Source organism: Anatilimnocola aggregata (genome assembly GCF_007747655.1).
In the GTDB taxonomy this organism is placed as follows: domain Bacteria; phylum Planctomycetota; class Planctomycetia; order Pirellulales; family Pirellulaceae; genus Anatilimnocola; species Anatilimnocola aggregata.
Genome location: NZ_CP036274.1, coordinates 2,263,116 through 2,284,586, shown reverse-complemented (window position 1 = coordinate 2,284,586; position 21,471 = coordinate 2,263,116). Strand labels below are relative to the sequence as shown.

The 21,471-nt window shown below is 56.8% G+C and carries 21 protein-coding genes; 20 read left to right on the top strand and 1 reads right to left on the bottom strand.

The features are described 5' to 3' along the window. Positions 1 to 135 precede the first annotated feature (135 nt). The 15 genes from ETAA8_RS08745 to ETAA8_RS08680 all read left to right on the top strand — a co-directional run bounded on the left by ETAA8_RS08745 (position 136) and on the right by ETAA8_RS08680 (position 17,794). Complete coding sequence (locus ETAA8_RS08745; RefSeq protein WP_145087554.1) at positions 136 to 1,173, top strand: universal stress protein; 1,038 nt, start codon at positions 136 to 138, stop codon at positions 1,171 to 1,173. 331 nt (positions 1,174 to 1,504) lie between these two features. Then, positions 1,505 to 2,554, top strand: a complete 1,050-nt coding sequence (locus ETAA8_RS08740; RefSeq protein ID WP_145087552.1) for a TerC family protein — start codon at positions 1,505 to 1,507, stop codon at positions 2,552 to 2,554. Between the two features lie 346 nt (positions 2,555 to 2,900). Next, on the top strand, positions 2,901 to 2,993 hold the full coding sequence (gene kdpF, locus ETAA8_RS08735; protein WP_145087550.1) for a K(+)-transporting ATPase subunit F: 93 nt from the start codon (positions 2,901 to 2,903) through the stop codon (positions 2,991 to 2,993). Beyond that, positions 2,990 to 4,738, top strand: coding sequence for a potassium-transporting ATPase subunit KdpA (kdpA, locus tag ETAA8_RS08730; protein WP_145087548.1), 1,749 nt, complete (start codon positions 2,990 to 2,992; stop codon positions 4,736 to 4,738). The genes kdpF and kdpA overlap by 4 nt, the downstream gene beginning before the upstream one ends. A gap of 27 nt (positions 4,739 to 4,765) precedes the next feature. Then, positions 4,766 to 6,832: a potassium-transporting ATPase subunit KdpB gene (gene kdpB, locus ETAA8_RS08725; RefSeq protein WP_145087547.1), complete on the top strand. Its 2,067-nt coding sequence runs from the start codon at positions 4,766 to 4,768 to the stop codon at positions 6,830 to 6,832. An 18-nt stretch (positions 6,833 to 6,850) separates the two neighbouring features. Next, a complete protein-coding gene (gene kdpC / locus ETAA8_RS08720; protein ID WP_145087545.1) occupies positions 6,851 to 7,432 on the top strand; it encodes a potassium-transporting ATPase subunit KdpC in 582 nt (193 codons plus the stop codon). Between the two features lie 47 nt (positions 7,433 to 7,479). Further along, entirely contained in the window at positions 7,480 to 10,191 is a 2,712-nt protein-coding gene (locus ETAA8_RS08715; protein WP_145087543.1) for a sensor histidine kinase, read from the top strand. After that, complete coding sequence (locus ETAA8_RS08710; RefSeq protein ID WP_145087541.1) at positions 10,188 to 10,886, top strand: response regulator; 699 nt, start codon at positions 10,188 to 10,190, stop codon at positions 10,884 to 10,886. The genes ETAA8_RS08715 and ETAA8_RS08710 overlap by 4 nt, the downstream gene beginning before the upstream one ends. 471 nt (positions 10,887 to 11,357) lie before the next feature. After that, the gene (locus tag ETAA8_RS08705) at positions 11,358 to 12,020 is read left to right on the top strand and encodes a tyrosine-type recombinase/integrase (protein WP_145087539.1); all 663 of its coding nucleotides are present in this window, start codon (positions 11,358 to 11,360) and stop codon (positions 12,018 to 12,020) included. Between the two features lie 404 nt (positions 12,021 to 12,424). Then, a complete protein-coding gene (locus ETAA8_RS08700) occupies positions 12,425 to 14,380 on the top strand; it encodes a recombinase family protein (protein WP_145087537.1) in 1,956 nt (651 codons plus the stop codon). A 423-nt stretch (positions 14,381 to 14,803) separates the two neighbouring features. Beyond that, positions 14,804 to 15,373 carry an efflux RND transporter periplasmic adaptor subunit gene (locus ETAA8_RS08695; RefSeq protein WP_145087535.1) on the top strand — a complete coding sequence of 190 codons (570 nt, stop codon included), beginning with the start codon at positions 14,804 to 14,806 and terminating at the stop codon, positions 15,371 to 15,373. A gap of 188 nt (positions 15,374 to 15,561) precedes the next feature. Continuing rightward, a complete protein-coding gene (locus ETAA8_RS08690) occupies positions 15,562 to 15,828 on the top strand; it encodes a hypothetical protein (protein ID WP_315851587.1) in 267 nt (88 codons plus the stop codon). Then, entirely contained in the window at positions 15,825 to 16,022 is a 198-nt protein-coding gene (locus ETAA8_RS08685; protein WP_145087532.1) for a DUF2997 domain-containing protein, read from the top strand. The genes ETAA8_RS08690 and ETAA8_RS08685 overlap by 4 nt, the downstream gene beginning before the upstream one ends. Positions 16,023 to 16,085: 63 nt before the next feature. Next, a complete protein-coding gene (locus ETAA8_RS35570; RefSeq protein ID WP_261343625.1) occupies positions 16,086 to 16,220 on the top strand; it encodes a hypothetical protein in 135 nt (44 codons plus the stop codon). Between the two features lie 92 nt (positions 16,221 to 16,312). After that, on the top strand, positions 16,313 to 17,794 hold the full coding sequence (locus tag ETAA8_RS08680) for an AAA family ATPase (RefSeq protein WP_145087530.1): 1,482 nt from the start codon (positions 16,313 to 16,315) through the stop codon (positions 17,792 to 17,794). Between the two features lie 81 nt (positions 17,795 to 17,875). Here the strand turns inward: ETAA8_RS08680 and ETAA8_RS08675 are convergent, their stop codons facing one another. Then, positions 17,876 to 18,097 (bottom strand): helix-turn-helix domain-containing protein, encoded by a 222-nt coding sequence (locus tag ETAA8_RS08675; RefSeq protein ID WP_145087528.1) that lies wholly within the window; start codon positions 18,095 to 18,097, stop codon positions 17,876 to 17,878. 162 nt (positions 18,098 to 18,259) lie between these two features. On the opposite strand from ETAA8_RS08675, the gene ETAA8_RS08670 reads away from it, so the two are divergent. The 5 genes from ETAA8_RS08670 to ETAA8_RS08650 all read left to right on the top strand — a co-directional run bounded on the left by ETAA8_RS08670 (position 18,260) and on the right by ETAA8_RS08650 (position 21,284). Next, on the top strand, positions 18,260 to 18,970 hold the full coding sequence (locus tag ETAA8_RS08670) for a hypothetical protein (protein ID WP_145087526.1): 711 nt from the start codon (positions 18,260 to 18,262) through the stop codon (positions 18,968 to 18,970). A gap of 40 nt (positions 18,971 to 19,010) precedes the next feature. After that, complete coding sequence (locus tag ETAA8_RS08665) at positions 19,011 to 19,508, top strand: zinc-ribbon domain-containing protein (RefSeq protein WP_145087525.1); 498 nt, start codon at positions 19,011 to 19,013, stop codon at positions 19,506 to 19,508. Between the two features lie 285 nt (positions 19,509 to 19,793). After that, positions 19,794 to 20,738, top strand: coding sequence for a hypothetical protein (locus tag ETAA8_RS08660; RefSeq protein ID WP_145087523.1), 945 nt, complete (start codon positions 19,794 to 19,796; stop codon positions 20,736 to 20,738). A 12-nt stretch (positions 20,739 to 20,750) separates the two neighbouring features. Next, entirely contained in the window at positions 20,751 to 20,996 is a 246-nt protein-coding gene (locus ETAA8_RS08655) for a hypothetical protein (protein ID WP_145087521.1), read from the top strand. Positions 20,997 to 21,095: 99 nt separating this feature from the next. Further along, positions 21,096 to 21,284, top strand: a complete 189-nt coding sequence (locus ETAA8_RS08650) for a hypothetical protein (protein ID WP_145087519.1) — start codon at positions 21,096 to 21,098, stop codon at positions 21,282 to 21,284. Positions 21,285 to 21,471 lie beyond the last annotated feature (187 nt).

The following is a 21,471-nucleotide window of genomic DNA, read 5'->3' as shown; positions in this document are numbered from 1 at the left end:
TTTCAACCAGCGAAAACCAGGCAATTTTGCCTCATCTGGCGTTTCGATCGTAAAACGTCGCCCGGCACGATAATCGCTTATACGTCCAGTGTCTTACTTCATCAAAGCGACCTAGCTTAGCCACAGGAGGCAAACATGAACGTCGAGAATAACACTGCAGTCGGGATCGCTGTCAACGCCTTCCGTTCCACGTGGCTACCTGTACCAGGTCGTTATCAGCGAGGCACCGATCCTGCGCCGTCGCAGACCCTGCAACGTAGGCCGTGGGAGAAGGATATTCGGACGATCGTCGTACTGCTGGATGGCTCGGCCCACGCCGAGCACGCTTTGCCCCATGCACTAGCTATCGCTCGTAAATCGGGAGCCTCTTTGCGGCTGGTTCGAGTCTATTCTCACCTGGACGACATCGATCCTTGGCAACTGTCTCAAGCATCTGCCAGTCTTAACTCCAGCAAGTATGAGAAGAAGGATTACCTAGCAAGGATTGCCCGGAAGATCGACCGGATCGATGGCTTGCAACCGGAAACTGTCCTGATTGATAGTTTCAATACGGTGGATGCGCTCGTGAACGGCGCAGCAGGTTCCGATCTAGTCGTCATCGGTTCACGTCGCCGCCGTTTCGCCTCGCGGTTGTGGTGGAACAATACCGTCGACCAATTGCGTCGGCGGTTATCGATTCCGTTGCTATTGACGTCGGGCTACTTGGCACCGGTGGATTTGACCGCCAATCCCCGGTCCAGTCGCATCCTGTTACCCCTGAACGGCTCGCTACTTGGACAAGGTGTCCTCGACAGTGCCGCTCAACTGTCGCGCTATTCCGGTGGCTCGTTGACGCTACTGAACGTGCAAAACGAACAGTGGTCCCTTGGGCTCTTTGATCACACGAACCCGAGAAGCTATCTCCTTTCGGTAAGTCAACAATTGCATGAGCAAGGCATTGCGGCCGAGGCTCAGATCTTCACGACCTCGCGCGATCCTGGCCAGGCTATTGCGACCTATGCGGTTTCGCACGATGTTGACCTGATTGCGATCGCAACTCGTGGCGACGGCGGTCTGTCACGCCTCGTGCGCGGGAGCGTGGCCGATTATCTGTTGCGGCATACGAAGATCCCGGTTCTTCTGCAGAACATTCCCGACGCGGCGAAGCGTCCGGAACTCACCAGAGTTTCTTAATGCCCATACCTCTCTCAACGAGTGTAGAGTCCCGAGCGCATGGCCATCAAATTTGGTCGCGCGCTGGGGAACCCTTAAACGCACGGCACACTGATCGCAATAAAGGCGATGAATGATACACACCCCGAAACTAAGATTTGCTGGATTGGTCTGCCGCGTTGCGTCTCTAAATCGCTGCGCTCCATCTTCACTAGCGTGGGTCCACCGCACGAAAACGATTAGCACTTACGGGCTTCCTACACTGATGCGATTGAACCCGTCCTTTCGCCCCTAAGACCGAGTCTGAATGGTGACTTGTCTTCTTTGGACGCCTGGATTTGAGGAACTTCGCATGATTTGGCTCTGGGTTGGTTTCGTTTGCTTTGTTCTCCTAATGCTCGCGTTGGATCTTGGTGTGTTTCACCGTCAGGCCCACGTGATTTCGATCAAGGAAGCGATCGCTTGGACAGCCGTGTGGGTCACACTCGGACTCACTTTCGCGGTGTTTGTCTATTTTGCCTACGAGGGTCGCTGGTTCGGCTTGGGGACGCAGGTCGACATCGCAGACGGACTTCTGAATGACGGAGCGACCGCAGTCGAGAAGTATCTGACGGGTTACATCGTCGAGAAGTCACTGAGCGTAGACAACGTCTTCGTGATCGCGATGATCTTCGGTTTCTTTGCTGTTCCCACGATCTATCAGCATCGGGTGCTATTTTGGGGGATCCTGGGCGCACTGGTCATGCGCGGCGCGATGATCGCCGTTGGCAATGTACTTATCACTCAGTTTCACTGGGTGCTGTATTTGTTCGGTGCTTTCCTGATTCTCACGGCGCTCAAGATGTTGGTCTTCAAGACCGAACACGGTGCACCGAACTTGAACTGGATTGTTCGACTTACTCGCCGCTTTTTTCCGGTGACGGACAAGTTTCATGGCGAGCACTTCGTCGTGCGCGCGGGGGAAGATACTGCCGATGAGGATGCAAATCGGATTCGCCCCGGCACGCTGATGCTTACCCCCTTGGCTCTCGCACTCATCCTCGTCGAGTCGACCGACGTCATCTTCGCCGTGGATTCCATACCTGCGATCTTTGCCATTACGGCTGATCCATTCCTGGTTTTTACGAGTAATGTTTTCGCGATCCTCGGACTCCGCTCGCTGTACTTCGCATTGGCAGGCCTGATCGACAAGTTCCGCTATTTAAAGGTGTCGCTGGCGTTGATCCTGCTAGTCGTTGGTTTGAAAATGTTCTTCGCGGAATGGCTGAAAGAATCGCTGGGAAAGCACTTCAACTTTTACCTGTTAGGATTGATCATTTCGATTCTCGCAATTGGAGTGGTGGCGTCCATTGTCGTTCGCCGCCCAAAGGAAGAAGCCGAGATCCATGGCCGATCATCGTAATTCGGATTGGCCTTCAAATACACTCGCTTCGCGAATTCGCTTTATTGGTTGCCTAACGAATCCCGCCTAAACTAGCAACCGGTATTAGGACAGCACCAGGCAACAAGTGAGCGGCGGTCGCTGTTGATACTTTCTTAGCGCGCTCTACGCAAATCTTGACACCGTTTTGATGCGTCTTCTTCGATACTTCCAGCAGTGGGTTGCTGACTGACTCGGTTGTCAGGTCAGGGATGCCCCTGAGGGAGTTCTGCTGTGGATTTCAACTTGCTCGCCGTGGGCATCGGCTTCTTCGCACTGTGTGTGGCCCTCGTGTTGTTCTTCCCCCTCTTGAATCAAGGGAACTGAAATGGACTGGACGCTTGGTCTGGCCGCTGTGACTGCTTTGGGATTGGCCGCGTATTTGATCGTGGCCCTGCTCAAACCGGAGTTGTTCGCATGACACTCAATGGATATTTGCAATCGGGTTTGTACCTGGTTGTGCTTTTGGCGCTAGCGAAACCGCTGGGGCTGTACATGGCCTGGGTCTATGAAGGGAGCACCTGGCTGCAGCGCCAGCTCGTTTCCTTCGAGCGGCGGCTGTATCAGCTATGCGGCATTGACCCCGATGACGAAATGACCTGGCAGCAGTATGCCTTCGCCGTGCTGAACTTCAGCACGGTCGGCTTCGTGCTGCTGTATGTGCTGCAGCGGATGCAAGGGATGTTGCCGCTCAATCCGGAGCAGTTGCCGGCGGTGTCGGCTGACTCTTCGTTCAATACGTCGATCAGCTTTGTCACGAATACGAACTGGCAGGGCTACGGCGGCGAGACCACGCTGAGCTATCTGACGCAGATGCTCGGCCTAACCGTGCAGAACTTTGTTTCGGCCGCGGCGGGTATGGCGGTGATGGCTGCGCTCGCGCGTAGCTTCGTTCGCGTGCAGGCTACGACGATCGGCAACTTCTGGGTCGATCTATTCCGAGGAACGACATACATCCTGCTGCCGATGTCGCTGGTGGTCGCGCTGGTGCTCGTTTCGCAGGGCGTCGTGCAGACATTTCGCCCCTACGAAACAGCGCAGCTCTTGCAGCCGACGACGAATGCGGAAGGACAAGCAGTCACGGAAGTAAAAATCCCGCTCGGTCCCGCCGCTTCGCAGATTGCCATCAAGCAATTGGGGACGAATGGCGGCGGGTTCTTTAACGTGAACTCCGCTCATCCGTTTGAAAATCCAACGCCCCTTTCTAACTTCGTGCAGATGATCTCGATTCTCGCACTGGCCGCGGCTTGGTGTTACACGTTCGGCAAGATGATCGCCGACACGCGGCAAGGCTGGGCGCTGCTCGCCGCGATGACGATTGTGTTCGTCGTGCTGCTGGGCGTTTGCGTCTACAGCGAACAGCAAGGGACGCCGGTGCTGGCAAGAGCGTGTGCGGACCCAGCCCAGGCTCTGGAAGACATCCAGCCCGTGGGCAACATGGAGGGGAAGGAAACTCGCTTTGGCATCGTCAATTCCGCGCTTTGGGCGACCGCGACCACGGCTGCCTCGAATGGCAGCGTCAACTCGATGCACGATTCGTACACGCCCCTCGGCGGCCTGGTGCCGATGTGGCTCATGCAACTGGGCGAAGTCATCTTCGGTGGCGTCGGCTCCGGCTTGTATGGCATGCTCGTGTTTGTGATCGTCGCGGTCTTCGTCTCGGGACTCATGGTCGGCCGCACGCCGGAATACCTGGGAAAACGAATCGAAGCCTTTGAAATGAAGATGGCTTCCCTGGCCATCTTGCTCCCGTGCGCGTCGGTCTTGATCGGCACCGCGATCGCGCTGATGTCGGCCCAAGGCAAGTCCACCATCTTCAACCCCGGCGCGCATGGCTACAGCGAAGTGCTCTATGTCCTGTCGTCGGCCAGCAATAACAACGGCAGCGCGTTTGCCGGTCTGGGAGCGAATACGCCGTTTTACAACGTGCTGCTGGGCATCGCGATGCTCATCGGGCGGTTCTGGGTGATGCTCCCCGTCCTGGCGATCGCTGGCTCGGTGGCGGCCAAGAAGAAGGCCGCAGCTACAGCGGGCACGCTGCCGACGCATACGCCGCTGTTTGTGATTCTGCTCATCGGCGTCGTGATCGTCGTCGGTGCCTTGAGCTTCATTCCCGCGTTAGCGCTGGGGCCGATCGTCGAGCAATTGACGATGTGGCAATCCTGAACAATCCAATTCAACCGAGTATTTTCCATGTCCACCAAAAATCGTTCGCTCTTCGGCAGTTCGCAAATGGTGCGCGAAGCCCTGTGGGCTGCCCTGATAAAACTAGACCCTCGGGTGCAGGTCAAGAACCCGGTCATGTTTGTCGTGTTTATCGGCAGCCTGTTGACCTCCATTCTGTTCTTTCACACGCTGCGAACCAGCGCCGCGGAGTCGGCTTGGTTCGTCGGTGGAATTGCGTTGTGGCTCTGGTTCACCGTCCTCTTCGCTAACTTTGCCGAGGCGATCGCCGAAGGACATGGCAAGGCCCAGGCCGACACACTCCGCAAATCCCGGCAGCAAGTCACCGCGCACAAAATCTATGACCGCGCGAAAATGCTCATCGCCCAGACCCCGGCGCCGAACCTGCGGCCCGGAGATGAAGTGCTGGTCCGCGCGGGCGAACTCATTCCCGCCGACGGCGAAGTGGTTGAAGGGGTTGCTTCCGTCGACGAAAGCGCCATCACCGGCGAAAGCGCGCCGGTCGTACGTGAAAGCGGCGGTGACCGCAGCTCGGTCACCGGCGGGACGCGAGTCGTTTCCGATCAACTGATCATCCGCGTCACCACCATGCCCGGCGAGAGTTTCATCGACCGGATGATTGCCATGGTGGAAGGAGCCAAGCGGCAAAAGACGCCGAATGAAATTGCTCTGGCGATTCTGCTGGCGGGGTTCACGATCATCTTCCTGCTGGTCGTAGCCACACTGTTGCCGTTCTCGATGTATAGCGTCGAAGTCGCGAAACTGGGAACGCCCATCTCGATCACCAAGCTCGTCGCCTTGCTCGTCTGTTTGATTCCCACGACCATCGGCGCGCTCCTCTCAGCGATCGGCATCGCGGGAATGAATCGCCTCAGCCAAGCAAATGTCATCGCGATGTCCGGCCGTGCGGTGGAAGCCGCGGGAGACATTGATGTCTTGCTGCTCGACAAGACCGGCACGATCACGCTCGGCAATCGCCAAGCGACGGCATTCCTGCCCGCCGATGGCGTCACTCCAGCGGAACTGGCCGATGCCGCGCAGCTATCGTCCCTGGCCGATGAAACGCCGGAAGGGCGGAGCATCGTCGTGCTGGCGAAGCGCGACTTCGGTCTGCGCGGCCGCGAGCTCGACAAGCTGCATGCGACGTTCATTCCGTTCTCGGCCAGCACGCGGATGAGCGGAGTCGATTTCGCCGGCAAAGAGATTCGCAAGGGTTCAGCGGATGCTATTGCCAAGTACATGCAACAGTATGGGGGCGAGTTTCCCAAGTCATTGCGGACACAGGTCGAGCAGATCTCCCACAGCGGTGGCACTCCGCTCGTGGTCGCGGAGAAGAACCGCGCTCTGGGAGTCATTCAACTCAAGGACATCGTGAAGGGTGGCATCCGCGAACGCTTCGCCGAGCTGCGACAGATGGGTATCAGAACGGTGATGATCACTGGCGACAATCCGCTGACCGCCGCCAGCATCGCGGCCGAAGCGGGCGTGGATGACTTTCTCGCAGAAGCGACTCCGGAAGCGAAGCTGAAACTGATTCGCGAGTATCAACAGGGGGGCCGCCTGGTGGCGATGACCGGCGACGGCACCAACGACGCGCCAGCGCTCGCGCAGGCCGACGTCGCCGTGGCCATGAACTCCGGCACCCAAGCCGCAAAAGAAGCAGGGAACATGGTCGATCTCGACTCGAATCCCACCAAGCTGATCGAGATCGTCAACATCGGCAAGCAACTGCTGATGACCCGCGGTGCGCTGACGACCTTCAGCATCGCCAACGATGTCGCCAAGTACTTCGCGATCATACCGGCCGCGTTTGCTTCGACCTACCCAGCCCTAAAACGGCTCGATGTCATGCAGCTCCATTCCGCGAACAGCGCAATCCTGTCCGCCGTCATTTTCAACGCCCTGGTGATCATCGCACTGATTCCACTCGCGCTACGCGGGGTGAAATACCGCCCCGTCGGTGCTGCCCAAATCCTGCGCGACAATCTGCTGATCTACGGACTGGGTGGCCTGGTCGTGCCGTTCATTTTCATCAAGCTGATCGACCTGCTGCTGGTCATCAGCGGTCTGGCGTAAATAAGAAAGGACTTTCCCATGCAAATTCTAAAACAAACCTGGTCAGCGATCGCCATGCTGCTGTTGCTAACCGTGCTGACTGGCATCCTCTATCCAGTGGCCGTCACCGGAATCGCTGCGTTGTTCTTTCCGCATCAGTCGAATGGTAGCCTGATTGTGAAACACGGCAAAATACAAGGCTCCGAGCTATTGGGGCAGCAGTTCAGCGAGCCGCAGTATTTTTGGGGCAGGCTGTCGGCAACTGGGCCGTTTCCGTATAACTCGGCATCGTCGAGCGGTTCTAATCTGGGACCGCTGAACCCGGCCGTGCAAAGCGCCGCGGCAGCTCGCGCCGCGGAACTGCGCAAGTATGATCCGGGAATTAAAGAAATTCCCGTCGATTTGCTCACCTCGTCCGGCAGCGGCCTCGATCCGCATATCAGTCCCGTAGCGGCTGCGGTGCAAGTGAGGCGTGTAGCCCAGGAGCGAAGCCTTTCGATTGAGAAGGTGCAGGAACTCGTAGCAAAGCACAGCGCAGCGAGGCAACTGGACATTCTGGGCGAGCCTCGCGTGAATGTGCTGCTGCTCAATCGTGAGCTCGACGGCCTGCACGCGAAATAGCTCGCGCGAGTATAATAAACGCAATTACCCCTTTGAGATGCACTTCGATGACTGACGCGCGGCCTGATCCTGATATGTTGCTCAGCCGCGTCGAGTCGGAGTTGGCTAAGGAACATCGTGGTCAACTCCGCATCTTCTTTGGCTACGCAGCCGGCGTAGGAAAGACCTATGCCATGCTGCAAGCAGCGCAGCGCCGCAAAGCAGCCGGCGTCGATGTGGTGGTCGGTTATGTCGAACCACATGGCCGCAAAGAAACGGAGTTGTTGCTCGCAGGCCTCGAAGCCTTGCCCTTTCGCGAGGTTCCGTATCGCGATTTGAAACTGCGCGAGTTCGATCTCGATGCAGCGCTCGTGCGCAAGCCGCAATTGATCCTGGTTGATGAACTGGCTCACACCAATGCCGAGGGTCTGCGGCATGCCAAGCGTTGGCAGGATGTCGAAGAGTTACTGGCCGCAGACATTGATGTCTACACCACGGTCAACGTGCAGCACATCGAGAGTTTGAACGATGTGATTGCCCAGATCACGGGCATCGAAGTCCATGAGACGGTGCCGGACGATGTATTCGACCGCGCTGACGAGATCGAGCTAATCGACATCACGCCTGAGCAACTGGTCGAGCGACTGCGGGCCGGCAAGGTTTATTTACCCGAGCAGGCACAGCGGGCGATTCAAAGTTTTTTTCAGCGTGCCAATCTGGTGGCCCTCCGCGAAATTTCCTTGCGCCGGTCGGCCGATCGCGTCGGTGCCGATGTGCAAACCGAACGTAACATCCGCGGTGAGCGAAAGACCTGGCCCACCACCGACAGGTTGCTCGTCTGTGTCAGTCCCAGTCCGCAATCTGCCAAGCTCATTCGCACTGCCCGGCGAATGGCCAGCGCACTCCATGCCGACTGGATCGCGGTCCATGTGGAAACCGCGCAAGATTTGCCAACGAAAGCTCAACATCAACTAGTCAACAATTTGCGACTTGCCGAGCAACTCGGCGCAGAAACCGTCACGCTGACGGGCAACAATGCAGCGGATGAAATTGTCACTTACGCGCGCGATCGCAATGTGACCAAAATCATCGCCGGCAAAACCGATTTCCCCCGTTGGCATTCTTTCCTGTTTGGTTCGTTCTTGGACTCATTGCTGCGCCTGAGCGGCGACATTGACGTGTATGTCATCCGCGGCATGGGCGAAGCTCCTACGGTCAAAGCACCTCCACCTACGCGGTCGTTCAACTGGCAACCGTATGGCTGGGCGACTTTGATCGTCGCGATCTGCACTGCCCTGGGCGCGGGCATGTACTGGCTGCAATTCGCCGAGGCCAACATTGCGATGATTCTGTTGCTGGGAGTGGTCCTCTCGGCAGCCTGGTTCGGTCGTTGGCCAGGCATCTATGCTTCGGTCGTGAGCGTGCTCGTCTTCGATTTCTGCTTTGTTCCGCCGCGGTGGACGTTTGCGGTTTCGGATGCGCAGTATTTGATCACGTTTTCGGTGATGCTCGGCATTTCTGTGGGGATCAGTGCGCTAACGGCGCAGATTCGAGGGCAGGTCCTCACAGCCCGTCAACAGCAGCGACGCGCGGAGACGTTGTATCGACTCAGCAAACAACTGGCTGCGGTTTCAGGCAGTGACTTCCTCGTGACTCTCGCGGCAGCGCAAGTTGGCGAACTGTTTCATGGTGAAGTGGCGGTGTATCTGCACGATCAACACCGGGAACTGCAACTGCGCGTGGGGCAGAACACCGAGCTGGCGAGACATGCCAACAGCTTGGGTGTGGCTCAGTGGGTCGTTGCCAATGATCAGCCGGCAGGGGCAGGCACGGAAACTTTGCCACAGACGGGTGGGATATTTGTTCCGCTCATTGGCACACAGTCGACGCTCGGTGTCCTGGCCGTGCGGCCCCAGGATCAAGACCTGCTGCAACTGCCGGGGCAGCGTCAAATGCTGGAAGCCTGCGCGGGACAGCTCGCGCTCGCCTTGGAGCGAGATCAATTGTCACTTGAAGCCAGTCAGGTTTTGCTGCAGGCAGAAACCGAGCGGCTGCGTAGCTCACTGCTTAGCAGCGTGTCGCATGATCTTCGCACTCCTTTATCTTGCATCGCCGGCGCCAGCAGCACCTTGCTGCAATCGACCTCTCCGACCGAGCATTCGAGGCGGGAACTGCTGCAATCCATTTACGATGAGTCGCATCGCATGAGCAGGTTGGTGGATAATCTGCTGGAAATGACCAAGATCGAAGCTGCCGGCCTGCAGGTTCACCGCCAGTGGGAGGTCGTCGAGGAGATCATTGGCGCCGCGTTGCATCGGCTTGATTCGGCGCTGGCGGCTCGCACGATCACCACGAGCGTTCCCCCCGAACTGCCGATGATCGAGATGGATGGCCTGCTAATCGAGCAAGTGCTCGTGAACCTGCTCGATAATGCGATCAAATACACGCCGCCGGACTCGCCGCTTGAAATCAACGTTTCTCACTCGGCGGGCTGGCTGAGCATCTCCGTTGCTGATCACGGTGTCGGAATTGCGGCGGGAGACGAACGACTCATCTTCGAAAAGTTCTACCGCGCCGGCTCGCCTGACTCACGCGCTCAGCAGCGCGGTTCCGGTCTGGGCCTCGCGATTTGCAAAGCCATCGTGGAAACCCACGGCGGCGAGATTCATGCGCATAATCGCCCGGGTGGCGGCGCCTGCTTCACGTTCACCTTGCCAGCCAGTAAAGAACCGCCCACGGCATCCGAATCAAAATCGCCACAGGCGGCAGGCCTCGTATGACCCACGAAGCTCCACTCATCCTCATCATCGAAGACGAAGCGCCGATTCGCCGCTTCCTGCGGGCCTCCCTCTCGGAGCAAGGCTACCGGTTCAATGAAGCCGAATCGGCTCAGGACGGCCTGCGTTTGGCAGCGTCGCAACCGCCGGATTTGATCGTACTCGATCTGGGCTTGCCCGATCAGAATGGCTTGGAGGTGTTGCGGCAGATTCGCGACTGGTCCTCGGTCCCCATCATCATCGTCTCCGCGCGCGGCCAGGAGCACGACAAAGTAACGGCCCTGGACTTGGGAGCGAATGACTATCTGACCAAGCCCTTCGGGGTCGGCGAACTGTTTGCGCGCATTCGGGTCGCACTGCGTCTGGCTTGCAAAATGCCCGCCGAGCCGGTCTTCGCCACCGGCGAGCTGAAAGTTGACTTGACCGCGCGACGAGTCTGGGTGCAGGGCCAGGAAGTTCACCTCACACCAACGGAATATCGTCTGCTAACGACGTTGATCCGCGACGCTGGCAAGGTCTTGACGCAATCCTATTTGCTCAAGGAAGTCTGGGGCCCCGGCCATGCCCAAGAAGGCCATTACTTGCGCGTCGCCATGGCAAAATTGCGATCCAAAATCGAATCCGAACCTGCCCGCCCCCGAATCATCATCACCGAAGTTGGCGTCGGCTACCGATTGAATGTGACCGACTCCAACTAGCGTAGGACACATCGTCCGAAGCACTTTACGCCCTGAGGCCGTAGCGGCCCTAAGTCGGATAGAAGGTGCGTCAAATCAGGTAAAAAAAGCCGCTGGAATATCAGAGGTCAGAGACTTCGTGAATTCGTACTCAGCTTGGGAGGTAAACTGGAAAATATCGAAGGCAAACTTGCAGACGAAAGGCAGCGAAGCGTGCAGGCGCAAAACCGTCTGCTGGAGATAATTGCAGCGCACGCCGCTGAAATCTTACGGCGCCAGAATGGCGAGTCCCCCTCATCGCCCCAGACGGAGCAGGCTACCATTGCCTCATCTGGGCATAATAGGTAGCGGGTGGGAAATGGATCTACAGACGATCGCAGCTCGAACGGGGATTTCGTCGAGAACATTGCGGTTTCCGAACCAAAGACAGTCGTCAATTGGCTCATCAGCCAGAAGCGATTAGCCCCAGAGAATCGTATCGATCTCTTACTGGTGAAGCCTGAGGGTTGCGATGCCTATTGTTACACCTTCGAGCAGGTCACCGATATGGTCCTGTACTGCATCGCCAATGAACTTGGCTGGCTCGCCGACGTGCTGATTGGGCTTGCTTGCACGGGGCTACGAATCAACGAACTTGCTTCCCTGCGCTGGAGCGACGTTGACGTGAAGGCGGGAGTACTACGACTTACCGATGAACGTTGGAGCTATCGTCGAATCAAGCTTGGGTCCGCGCGACACACCAAGGGAAAGCGTACTCGGTGTCTGCCGATTCACCCCGAATTACTGAAGGTTTTGGCTCGGCTTTCCAAAACTTTGGACGGGCTGATTTTCCACGGACCGCTCGGTTCGAAGCTGCAGGATTCGACAGTACTACGTAACCTCAAAGATTACGTCATCGAAAATCTGAAATCGAAATACCCGACGCCGCCGGGCGAAATTGGCTTCGAACATGGCCGAGTCCACTCACTGCGACATTACTTCTGTAGCGAGAGTTTCCGCAACGGTGCCACTGAGGCCCAGTTGCTCGAATGGCTGGGGCACCGGGACTCGAAGATGGTTGCTCACTACCGCCATCTTCGACCTGATGATTCCAAGAAGTTGATGAGTTCGATGCGGCTGCTCGACCTGAATCCGGGACAGAGCGAGACAGCCTAATTACCAATTCCCGATCAATTATTGGAGGTGCCGGCCAGACGCGGCCCAGACGGACGAAAGATAGCAAACCCGCCTAAGGGGAGGGTGCGATCCGTTGAGTTAGTCCCAGTATTAGTCCCAGTCACTGGGACTAATAAAAAACGCCTGTCGCAAGTTGCTGCCTAACAACAACTTGCGACAGGCATCGGTAAGTTCAACGGAGAGGACAGGATTCCGCCGACCTAAAACTACAAGTCATGAAGCGAGAACGGCTTATGACTTTAACTCCTGGGCCGGCAAAGACTTGTTCATTCTCGCTTGTTCTCGTTTCCAGTCAGGGGTTCTCACCTGTTGTCAACTCTCTTGTCCCACTGGGACAAGCGTAGAAGGTTGTTTCCGACGCCTCGAAATAAAGGCGTCCAGAGATGCTGAGGAAATCTGATAATGGTCTTGCCCCTCGCAACGGCATGTCGTTGGTCGTCGCAATTGTCTGCCGGATTTCCGGCTGCGTAAAGCAAAAGGAGCTGAGCCTCGAAGATCAGGAAGATAACGGAAAGCAATTGATCGGAGAGCTTTACTCGGGCCCGGCGGAATATCGCGTGATCGCCACCAAAGGCAAAGGTGAGAACCTGGAGCGGCCGGAACTCGAACAGATTGCGGCCGCGTACAAATCCCGAAAGTACGATGTTTTCATCTTTGACGACCTCAGTCGCCTTATTCGCGGTGGAGAGGCGGCTCGCCTGCTCGGCGTCGGCGTCGATAACGGCACACGATCAATTTGCATCAACGATGGCATCGATACTGTAGAGGAAACTTGGGAGCAGGATGCCTTGAACGCTTGCGGGGAAAACGTGGCCCACAATCAGCGAACCTCGATGCGGATCAAACAGAAAACGATGAATCGCTTCAAGAAGTTCGGAGCTACGGGCAACCGCGCAATCATGGGCTACATTGTGCCAGAAGGTGCCAAGACGTATGCGGATTGGCAAAAGGATCCGCAACGAGAGGCGGTGATCCGCGAAGGATCGCGGATCTTGCGGGAAACTCTAAACGGCGAGGCCGTGGCAGCTTACTTTCGCGCAAGCGGGGTACCCGTAGGGCCCTATGCTCGGAACCAAAACTGGAACGGAACGATGGTGCTCCGCTACTATCGAAACACGTTGCTCAAGGGCTTTCCGCAACGAGGAAGAACGGCAACGGTAAAGCACCATGCCAGTGGCAAGCGCACGTCGAGAAAGAATCCCAAAGGGCCAAACTATTATCACGCTCCTCACTTGGCTTTTTTTGACCAAGTTGAGTTCGACGAGCTTGTCATTCTGCTTGCCGACAGGAACAAACACTTCCGGAGAAAAACCGGAAATGGAGGTGATCCTCGCCTCGAAGTTCCCAGAAAGCGAACACGATCATTCGGGCAGCATGCCCGCTGCTGGTATTGTGGACGCCATTATGTTTGGGGCGGCAATGGCATCACTGACAATCTGATGTGTTCGGGCGCGAGAGAACGGAAATGTTGGAACTCGATCGGCTTTCCAGGAATTCTTGCGGCTAAGGAACTCGTCAAAATTATTACTCGGAAGTTGTTCGAAATTGATGGTGTTGACGACCAGTTTCGAGAACTCGTTCGCCAAGCGACTTCTGGGGGGAAGGAGGGGCTTACGGCTCGCTGGAAGAATCTGGAGCGAGACGAAGTGAATCTCATTCGCAAGAAGGAAAAGGTTAAGGAAGCACTTCTCGCCTTTGGAGTTTCCACGACCATTGCGGAGATGCTTGCGGAAATCGACAAGCTCGAAAAACTGCAAGCCGCTGAGCGCCGTTTTTTGGAATCCGCCCGGGAACGATCGCTTGATATTCCCATGTCACCTTGCGAATTGCGGCAATCGCTTACAGCAGAGTTCGAGAAGCTCGCTGTAAACTCGCTTGAGTTCGGCGAACTCGTCCGGCAACTCGTACCGGACATGCACATCTATCTCGTTCGGCTTTGCGATGGGGGGCATCTCTTGCCTCGCGCCAAGTGTCGTTTGGATCTTCTCGGAAACTTTCCGGATGGGGAGCTAGTTCCAGGCCTAAGGGCGTTGCTTTCCGCCGACATCACGATTGACTCGTTCGAACCTCCACAGAGAGTTCGAATTTGCAATGACGTGGTGCGGTTGACGGCAGAAGGTCTCGAACAGCGGGAGATCGCTCTTCAGCTCGCAGAGAAGCCAACTCAAACGGCGGTATGGAACTCGCTTGAACTACACCGCCGAATGAAGTCATTGCAAGTCGCAACTCCTTACCAGCTCATATCGGCTCCTCCGGACGATTATCCCAAACTGCGTCGCCATCGGCATCCGCAGTATCGGTTTGAAGTTTTGAAAGGCTACATTCCGCCGGAACTATAGCTAAGGAAAGTCAACCGTATACAGTTTTGACCCTGGCCGAACGCCGGGGTCTTTTCGTTTCTTGTTCGAGGAGTTTGTTCGTGACAATTCAATTACGACACGGCAAGACGCCACAGAATCTGAAGGACGGTCCGATTCCTCCAAACACTGTGCTACATCGCGTGCTCACTCTAATAGCGACGGCAGTTGCCACGCAAATTCGCGACAGGAAATTGGACAATGCAAGGGCCGTAGAAACCAATGAGCAAGTACAGACTGAACCCCTTTCACTACGAGAAGGAGACTAGCAAATCAATACGCTGATTGGCTGCTTTGCAGTCGCACTAGCTGTTTTAGCAGTAGCACTCGTGTGGCAGACGCGAATGCTTCGCGCAACTCGCCGGCTGCTGCGCAGAATTCTTTCCACAAGGAGAATGAAGTCCAATGAAACAACGACACATCTTGATCGTGAGCATCCCGATCGCGAGCGTGCTCATCCTGATGGTCGGATGTAGCAGCGACTCCCGACTCGGAGACCTTGCGCAACAGGTCACGCACGAACAGGCGGCGCAGAACCAACGGATGGCGGAATCGACCCAGAGGATCGCACAAGGTAGTCAGCAATTGATCGACGCTGACGCCAAGGCCCGCCGTGAACTCATTCAAATGCAGAATGGGCTGCGGCAAGACCAGGCCGAGCTTGCGAAGCAGCGCGACGCGCTCGAAATTGCGCGCGCCGAAGTCGCCGAGGACCGGCTTACCGATTCGCAGGTGGCTAATTGCATCATCGCCGTCGGAGTACTAATCGCCGCCATCGCGCCACTGGTACTGGCAGGGATTTCACTGGTGGGACTGTGGCGAGAACCGAGCCGAGAAGAAGAAGGGCACGTACTGATTGAAGAACTGACCCGGGAACTCATCGCCGACCAGGTGCCTCCAATTCCTCGATTGGTGCAAAACGCCACCGGCGAATTGCGTATCCAGGGATCGGATGCCGACGGCCACCGCGCTTGAAGCAACTCGCAGTCTGTTGACGTTGTCTTCACCGCATTCAGTCGACAGAAAACCAATTTCAATATTTTCGAAAGGAGCTGATCATTTCCCATATCGTTTTGATAAAGACTGAACTACGTGATGCTGCTGCGATTCTCGCAGCCTGTAAGCGTCTCGGTCTATCCCCACCAGTAAGTGGCCAACACAAGTTGTTCAACTCAGCGGCGTCTGGTCTGGGCATCAACCTGCCCGGTTGGAATTACCCGGTTGTCTGCGATCTGAGTACCGGCCAGCTGCAATTTGATAACTTCAACGGCCGTTGGGGAAAACAGCAGGAACTGGATCGGTTTCTGCAAGCATATGCGTGTGAACTAGCGAAAATCGCGGCCCGCAAGAAGGGTCACACGGTCAGCGAGCAAATGCTTGCCGACGGTTCGATCAAACTCACCATCCAGGTGACTAGAGGTGCCGTATGAAGCAGATCATCGAAGTCATTGTATCGCCCAAGGGCGAAGCGAAAATTGAAACCAAGGGAATTGTCGGCGGCGAATGTCGTCAGGCAAGTCGTTTTATCGAGCAAGCCTTGGGTGCTCAAGTGCGCGAAAAGCTCACGGCGGAGTTCCACCAACATCAGGCTCGTGACCAGACGATTAAAGAGGGCCAGGCGTGAGTCAGGTCCGTCGGCGTGTCCTGCGCCATGTACCCGAACCCTCCATGCCAATCTCATCGCCGAATGCGCCAACAAGAACAGCTTGAAGCCCATCGAGTGACGCTGCGGCGACGGACGACCAAGCTCAAGCGGGCCTTCAGCAAGGTGGATCGGCTGCACGCTCGCATCGCCCGCTTGCAGCGCCATCTCGCCCGCTAACGGCAATTCCAGACATGTTTCAAATCCTACGGCCGATGCGCATCCCCAAGGGAGTGCGCACCGGCCATTTTTCGTTTTCCAGGAGAATGCCTATGTCGCTCACCGAGCGATTATCCGAATTGGTTCGGGCCTGTTTCACTGGCCTGTGGATTGAATCGCACGAGCATGAAGATGCGTTAGCGGAGGTCGGCATGCTGTGCCGTAGCGAAGAATGGCGGCTCGCCACGTGGGATATTGAAGAAGGGCTCAGAATGCAGGGCCAAGACGCCGGTGCGGATACAGGTACCAATGATCCCCTGGCCGCCATTCGCGCACTCTCCGCACTCGCGGCTTCGGATCAGCCCGCGCTGCTCGTACTGGTGAATTTTCATCGGTTCCTGCAGAGTGGCGAGATCGTGCAGGCACTCGCCAAGCAGATTGCCCACGGCAAACAGAACCGCACGTTCGTCGTCATCTTATCGCCAATCGTCCAAGTACCGGCCGAATTGGAAAAGCAGTTTGTGGTGATCGAGCACGATCTGCCCGGGCGCGAGCAGCTGTCAGAGATTGCCCGCGGCATTGCCACCGAGCGCGACGAGTTGCCCGTCCCGGCGGAGTTCGATCGCGTCATCGACGCCGCAACAGGGTTGACACGGTACGAAGCTGAAGGGGCCTTCAGCTTGTCGCTCGTGCGGCACGGTAAGTTACGCGCGGACGTGCTCTGGGAACAAAAATCCCAGATGCTGAAGAAGAGTGGCCTAATCTCTCTACACCGCGGCAACGAGACCTTCGCCGACATCGGCGGATTGGATGCACTCAAGGCGTTCTGCTTGCGGGCGATGCGCCGACAAGGTGAAGCAAACCCACTATTGCGCCCACGCGGCGTGTTGCTGCTGTCGCCGCCCGGCTGCGGCAAGAGCGCATTTGCCAAAAGCCTCGGAAACGAAACCGGCCGGCCGACGTTAACCCTTGAAATTGGCAACCTACTGGGAAGCCTCGTGGGTGAGAGCGAACGGAACATGCGTCAAACGCTGCGAATCGTCGACGCGATGGCACCGTGCGTGCTGTTCGCGGATGAATTGGAGAAAGGACTGGCGGGAGTCAGTGGCAACGCAGGAGATTCCGGCGTTGCGTCGCGGATTTTCGGTCAATTGCTCACTTGGTTGAACGACCGCACGAGCGACGTCTTCTTCGTAGGGACCTGCAATGACATTTCTCGCTTGCCGCCGGAATTTGCGCGGGCTGAGCGTTTTGACGCCGTGACGTTCATTGATCTACCGGATCAATCGCAACGGAGAAGGATTTGGGAAATGTACCTCGCTAAATTCCATTTGAATCCTGCCCAGCAAATCCCCAACGACGACGAGTGGACCGGCGCCGAAATCCGCGCCTGTTGTCGACTAGCTGCCCTTCTGGACCTGCCGTTGAACGCCGCCGCCCAACATGTGGTGCCGATCGCTCGCACAGCCGGCGAAGCAATTGAAAAGCTGAGAAACTGGGCCAGTGGCCGCTGCTTGAGTGCGAATCGAACAGGCATATTCCAACGGGGAACTCCGCCGCGGCGCAAAGTAGCCCGTGAATCGTCGCAGAATTAAAACGGGGGCGTTAAGCAACTTGAACAGACGCGTTCACCGGCTGATGCAGTATGTTCGCTCGGAGTTTCAGAGCGTTCACACTCATAAGCCCTTCATCAACTCGGCAATCGAAATCCCTAGGGCGTTGGCGATGCGCTCGATATTCCTCAAGGCGACATTTCGTTCGCCGCGCTCAATTCCGCCCATATATGTTCGATCGAGCTGGCACTCATGGGCAAAGTCTTCTTGTGACAAGCCTTTGGCAGTGCGTAGGGACCGTACCCGCTGACCGAAGTTCTCCAAGATGTCGGCCGTCTTTGCCATCTCCGGATCATGGTTATAGAGATGTCTATCGGTCGACGGACTATGAGTATCTTTTCAGTTCCGCGCTGGCTACACTGCCGAAACACAGCGCCACTTAGTCCTACGCGAAAAGCTTGTTCCAACTTCACCAGAATTCCCAAATCACGAAATGGAGATACTTTAATGACCCAACGAACCTGCCAGGTCTGCGGACGTTCGGTTCCGCCTGGAGACGGAAATTGTCCTTTCTGTGGGGGCGAAAGGTCGGGACCGTTCCCAGTTTCCCGAGCGCGTTTTAGCACAACGCCGGCCATCTGGTGGCTGCTCAACGGCACCGTCATTTGTTTGTTGCTGCTAAACGTGATTGTTTTGGCGCTTCCCGCACAATCCGTGGGACAGCCGGCGCCGCGCGTTCAGCCAACTTCCGTACCGGTTCTCAAGACCTTTGCCGATGTACAGGGACGCGTGCAAATATTCGCCACTTCGGATTGGTCGAGCGATCCTGCCATAATCCCCGAGAGCCTTCTGTTCATTCAGCATCCAGCGCACGACGTGGGAGTCGTGGTCTTTGCGGAAGATAAGGCAGCCGTGGCGAGCGCTTTCCACAAGCTCGGCGCCTATGGTGCCGCTCTACGCGAATTGCTGGTGAATGAATTACAGGACGGCACGCAGACGCCCGCTGTGCCTTTGACGGTCGGCGGACATCCGGCAGTCCAGAGCCGAATTGAAGCCAGCCAAGACGGCACGCGTGTCATATTTCTACACACGGTGGTGGACACACCGCACACGTATTATCAAATCCGCGCCTTCACGACGGCGGAGAATTTTGCAATCCGCCAGCAGGAACTACGCGACATCACAGCCAGCATTCGGTTTCCGCCGCGGAGCAAATAGTTGAACTGAAAATACCACTCGCATTCACAGAAAGAAGACTATGCCATTAATTGCCTGCCCGGAATGTCAGCGTCAGGTAAGCGACCAAGCACCCGCATGTCCGCAATGCGGCTTTCCGCTGGCCGTTCGCTTGCCGCAGACCGTCGTGCCACCCCCAGTGGCCACCCGTGTTTCCCTAGGGTCTGAACCTTCGCCGCTCCAGGAGATTGCTTATCGACAAAAACTGTTGCTTTACGCTCTGCTGATCAACATCCTCAGCCAACTGCCGATCTGGTATTGTTTTCAAACAACTTGGCTTTGGCCGTTGGGAATACTGGGATTCCTCGCTAACGCGGCGTTTGGGGTCTGGTGCTTCTTTAAGCTGGGACGGGCGCTGGAGATGTCTGTCCCCATCATTGCGTTTTTTGCAGTGGGACTGTTCTTCCCCTGTATCAGTTTGGCTGCAATGTACGTTTTCACCAATCGCGCTACATCGGCCTTGCAGAAGGCGGGGATCAAGGTTGGTCTCTTGGGGGCGAACCTGGACACTGTCCCTTAGCGTAAGGCCAACGAGTCATTCGGACTTCTGTCAAACGAGCAACGGCGTCCACATCGTCGCGTGTCACCCGCCACATTTCAGAGCGGATCGAACCGAACGGAGTGGCGCGCCAGAGATCGGGTGGCTGGAGTGTTCTTGTTGCCGCCGGGGGCTTCTTTGGCCCAATCTGATCAGGCACCCGCTGCTCGCCGAGTTTCATGCGGCCTTCCACTGTAAGGCTGATTTCTGGAGTGCTTCTGCCTGGCATCGCGTTTAGTTACTTCTTCGATTCTCTTGGAGACTTCTATGACCGCCTTATTAGACCTACCGGCTGCGCAAAATCAAAGCGCGCCCGCCGATCGACTGCGAACCACCATGGCCGCAGTCCGCGTGATGTTTACTTGGCTCGGTAGCCGGAAGACGTTAACGCAGGAACAAAAATCCCAGGCGGCCGACACGTTCGGGGCCGAGCGGGCCTATCTGTCTGCTGGCAAAAAGCTGCTGGATACATCGCATCCCGCCTTCAAAGCAGTGACCGCTGTGCGGCATCGCGTGATTGCCTACTGGAAAGGGGTTTCCCTCCCGTACCCAGAAAGCGGCATTCGCTTGATCCGACAGGATGACATTGGTGCCTTCACAGTGCAGTTGACCTCTCTCAAAGCCGAACTCGACGACGCGGTCATCAAGCTCGATGAGCGCTACGACGAATTGAGATCGGCCGCCCGTCGCCGGCTCGGCTCTCTGTATAACGCGGGGGATTATCCGGCGACACTCCGCGGGTGGTTTGATGTGACCTATGATTTTCCCAGCGTGGAACCGCCGGAATATTTGCGCCAGTTGTCACCACAGCTTTACCAGCAAGAAGCTGCCCGGGTGGCCGCCCGGTTTGACGAGGCAGTTGAACTGGCTGAACAGGCCTTCACTGAAGAACTGGCGAAGCTCGTTTCCCACCTTACCGAGCGTTTGGGTGGTGCCGAGGATGGCAAACCCAAAGTCTTTCGCGATTCTGTCGTTGAGAATCTGCGCGAATTCTTCGAGCGGTTTCGGCATCTTAACATTCGCTCGAATGAACAGCTCGATGAGTTGGTGGGGCAAGCGCAACGCGTGGTGCGCGGCGTCGAGCCGCAACAATTGCGCGACAACCAAGCGCTTCGGCAGCAAGTTGCTTCGCAGCTGTCGGGAGTGCAATCGGTGCTCGATGGCCTGCTCGTCGACCGCCCACGCCGCAATATCCTGCGCCGCAGCAAGTGAGGCGCATCCGCTATGGAACTGCTGATCGAACTTGGAGGGCGGGCCCGCTGTATTTACGGTGAGACCATCAATTTGGCACAGCTGGGCACATTGACCATTTGCCGCGGTTCGCACGTCGAACCCGACGAACGTGGTCAATGGGTTTGCGATCTCTCACCAGTTTCGGGACCGACGCTCGGTCCCTTTGTTTCTCGTAGCGAAGCGCTCACCGCCGAAGTGGCGTGGCTATCTCAGCACTGGTTGCTGCCAACCGCCTGAGCACCTGCGTTTTCTTCCCTCATTTCAAAATCGTCGGCCTGCGGTGCGCATGCGCACCGCAGGCCTTTCTTGTAGTTCTTATTTCGAAGGAGTTTGTCTGTGACCCAAACTGAACTGAATGAAGCCGTGGCTGATGCCACGGGAGAATCGTTACGCACCATCCGTCGCCGGGGCTTCAGCGTGCTTACGCCGCTCCAAGCATTCAATCCAGACCAAGATGACGATGCGCTTCCGAGCGTTGTCGATTGGGATGCATTGGAACGCGACCAAAGGCGCAGCGCTGCTTAAACGCTATCACCTGATGCAACGAATCGCTTCGGGTGGCAGCCAGTGTGGCTGCCACCCTTCTTGTCTTCATCATTTCCCTAGGGAGACTTTGCGTTGATTCAAATTACCCGATTGTTAGCCAAGCACATCCGCTCGATTGTGAAGAGGACCCTCCTCGCCAGGCCGCGCAGATTGTGCTGACATTTCG

Bases quoted from the DNA above. Each gene is read 5' to 3' on its own strand.
- ETAA8_RS08745 (WP_145087554.1), top strand. From the start codon at position 136: ATGAACGTCGAGAATAACACTGCAGTCGGGATCGCTGTCAACGCCTTC.
- ETAA8_RS08740 (WP_145087552.1), top strand. From the start codon at position 1,505: ATGATTTGGCTCTGGGTTGGTTTCGTTTGCTTTGTTCTCCTAATGCTC.
- kdpF (WP_145087550.1), top strand. From the start codon at position 2,901: ATGGACTGGACGCTTGGTCTGGCCGCTGTGACTGCTTTGGGATTGGCC.
- kdpA (WP_145087548.1), top strand. From the start codon at position 2,990: ATGACACTCAATGGATATTTGCAATCGGGTTTGTACCTGGTTGTGCTT.
- kdpB (WP_145087547.1), top strand. From the start codon at position 4,766: ATGTCCACCAAAAATCGTTCGCTCTTCGGCAGTTCGCAAATGGTGCGC.
- kdpC (WP_145087545.1), top strand. From the start codon at position 6,851: ATGCAAATTCTAAAACAAACCTGGTCAGCGATCGCCATGCTGCTGTTG.
- ETAA8_RS08715 (WP_145087543.1), top strand. From the start codon at position 7,480: ATGACTGACGCGCGGCCTGATCCTGATATGTTGCTCAGCCGCGTCGAG.
- ETAA8_RS08710 (WP_145087541.1), top strand. From the start codon at position 10,188: ATGACCCACGAAGCTCCACTCATCCTCATCATCGAAGACGAAGCGCCG.
- ETAA8_RS08700 (WP_145087537.1), top strand. From the start codon at position 12,425: ATGCTGAGGAAATCTGATAATGGTCTTGCCCCTCGCAACGGCATGTCG.
- ETAA8_RS08695 (WP_145087535.1), top strand. From the start codon at position 14,804: ATGAAACAACGACACATCTTGATCGTGAGCATCCCGATCGCGAGCGTG.
- ETAA8_RS08685 (WP_145087532.1), top strand. From the start codon at position 15,825: ATGAAGCAGATCATCGAAGTCATTGTATCGCCCAAGGGCGAAGCGAAA.
- ETAA8_RS35570 (WP_261343625.1), top strand. From the start codon at position 16,086: ATGCGCCAACAAGAACAGCTTGAAGCCCATCGAGTGACGCTGCGGCGA.
- ETAA8_RS08680 (WP_145087530.1), top strand. From the start codon at position 16,313: ATGTCGCTCACCGAGCGATTATCCGAATTGGTTCGGGCCTGTTTCACT.
- ETAA8_RS08675 (WP_145087528.1), bottom strand. From the start codon at position 18,097: ATGGCAAAGACGGCCGACATCTTGGAGAACTTCGGTCAGCGGGTACGG.
- ETAA8_RS08670 (WP_145087526.1), top strand. From the start codon at position 18,260: ATGACCCAACGAACCTGCCAGGTCTGCGGACGTTCGGTTCCGCCTGGA.
- ETAA8_RS08665 (WP_145087525.1), top strand. From the start codon at position 19,011: ATGCCATTAATTGCCTGCCCGGAATGTCAGCGTCAGGTAAGCGACCAA.
- ETAA8_RS08660 (WP_145087523.1), top strand. From the start codon at position 19,794: ATGACCGCCTTATTAGACCTACCGGCTGCGCAAAATCAAAGCGCGCCC.
- ETAA8_RS08655 (WP_145087521.1), top strand. From the start codon at position 20,751: ATGGAACTGCTGATCGAACTTGGAGGGCGGGCCCGCTGTATTTACGGT.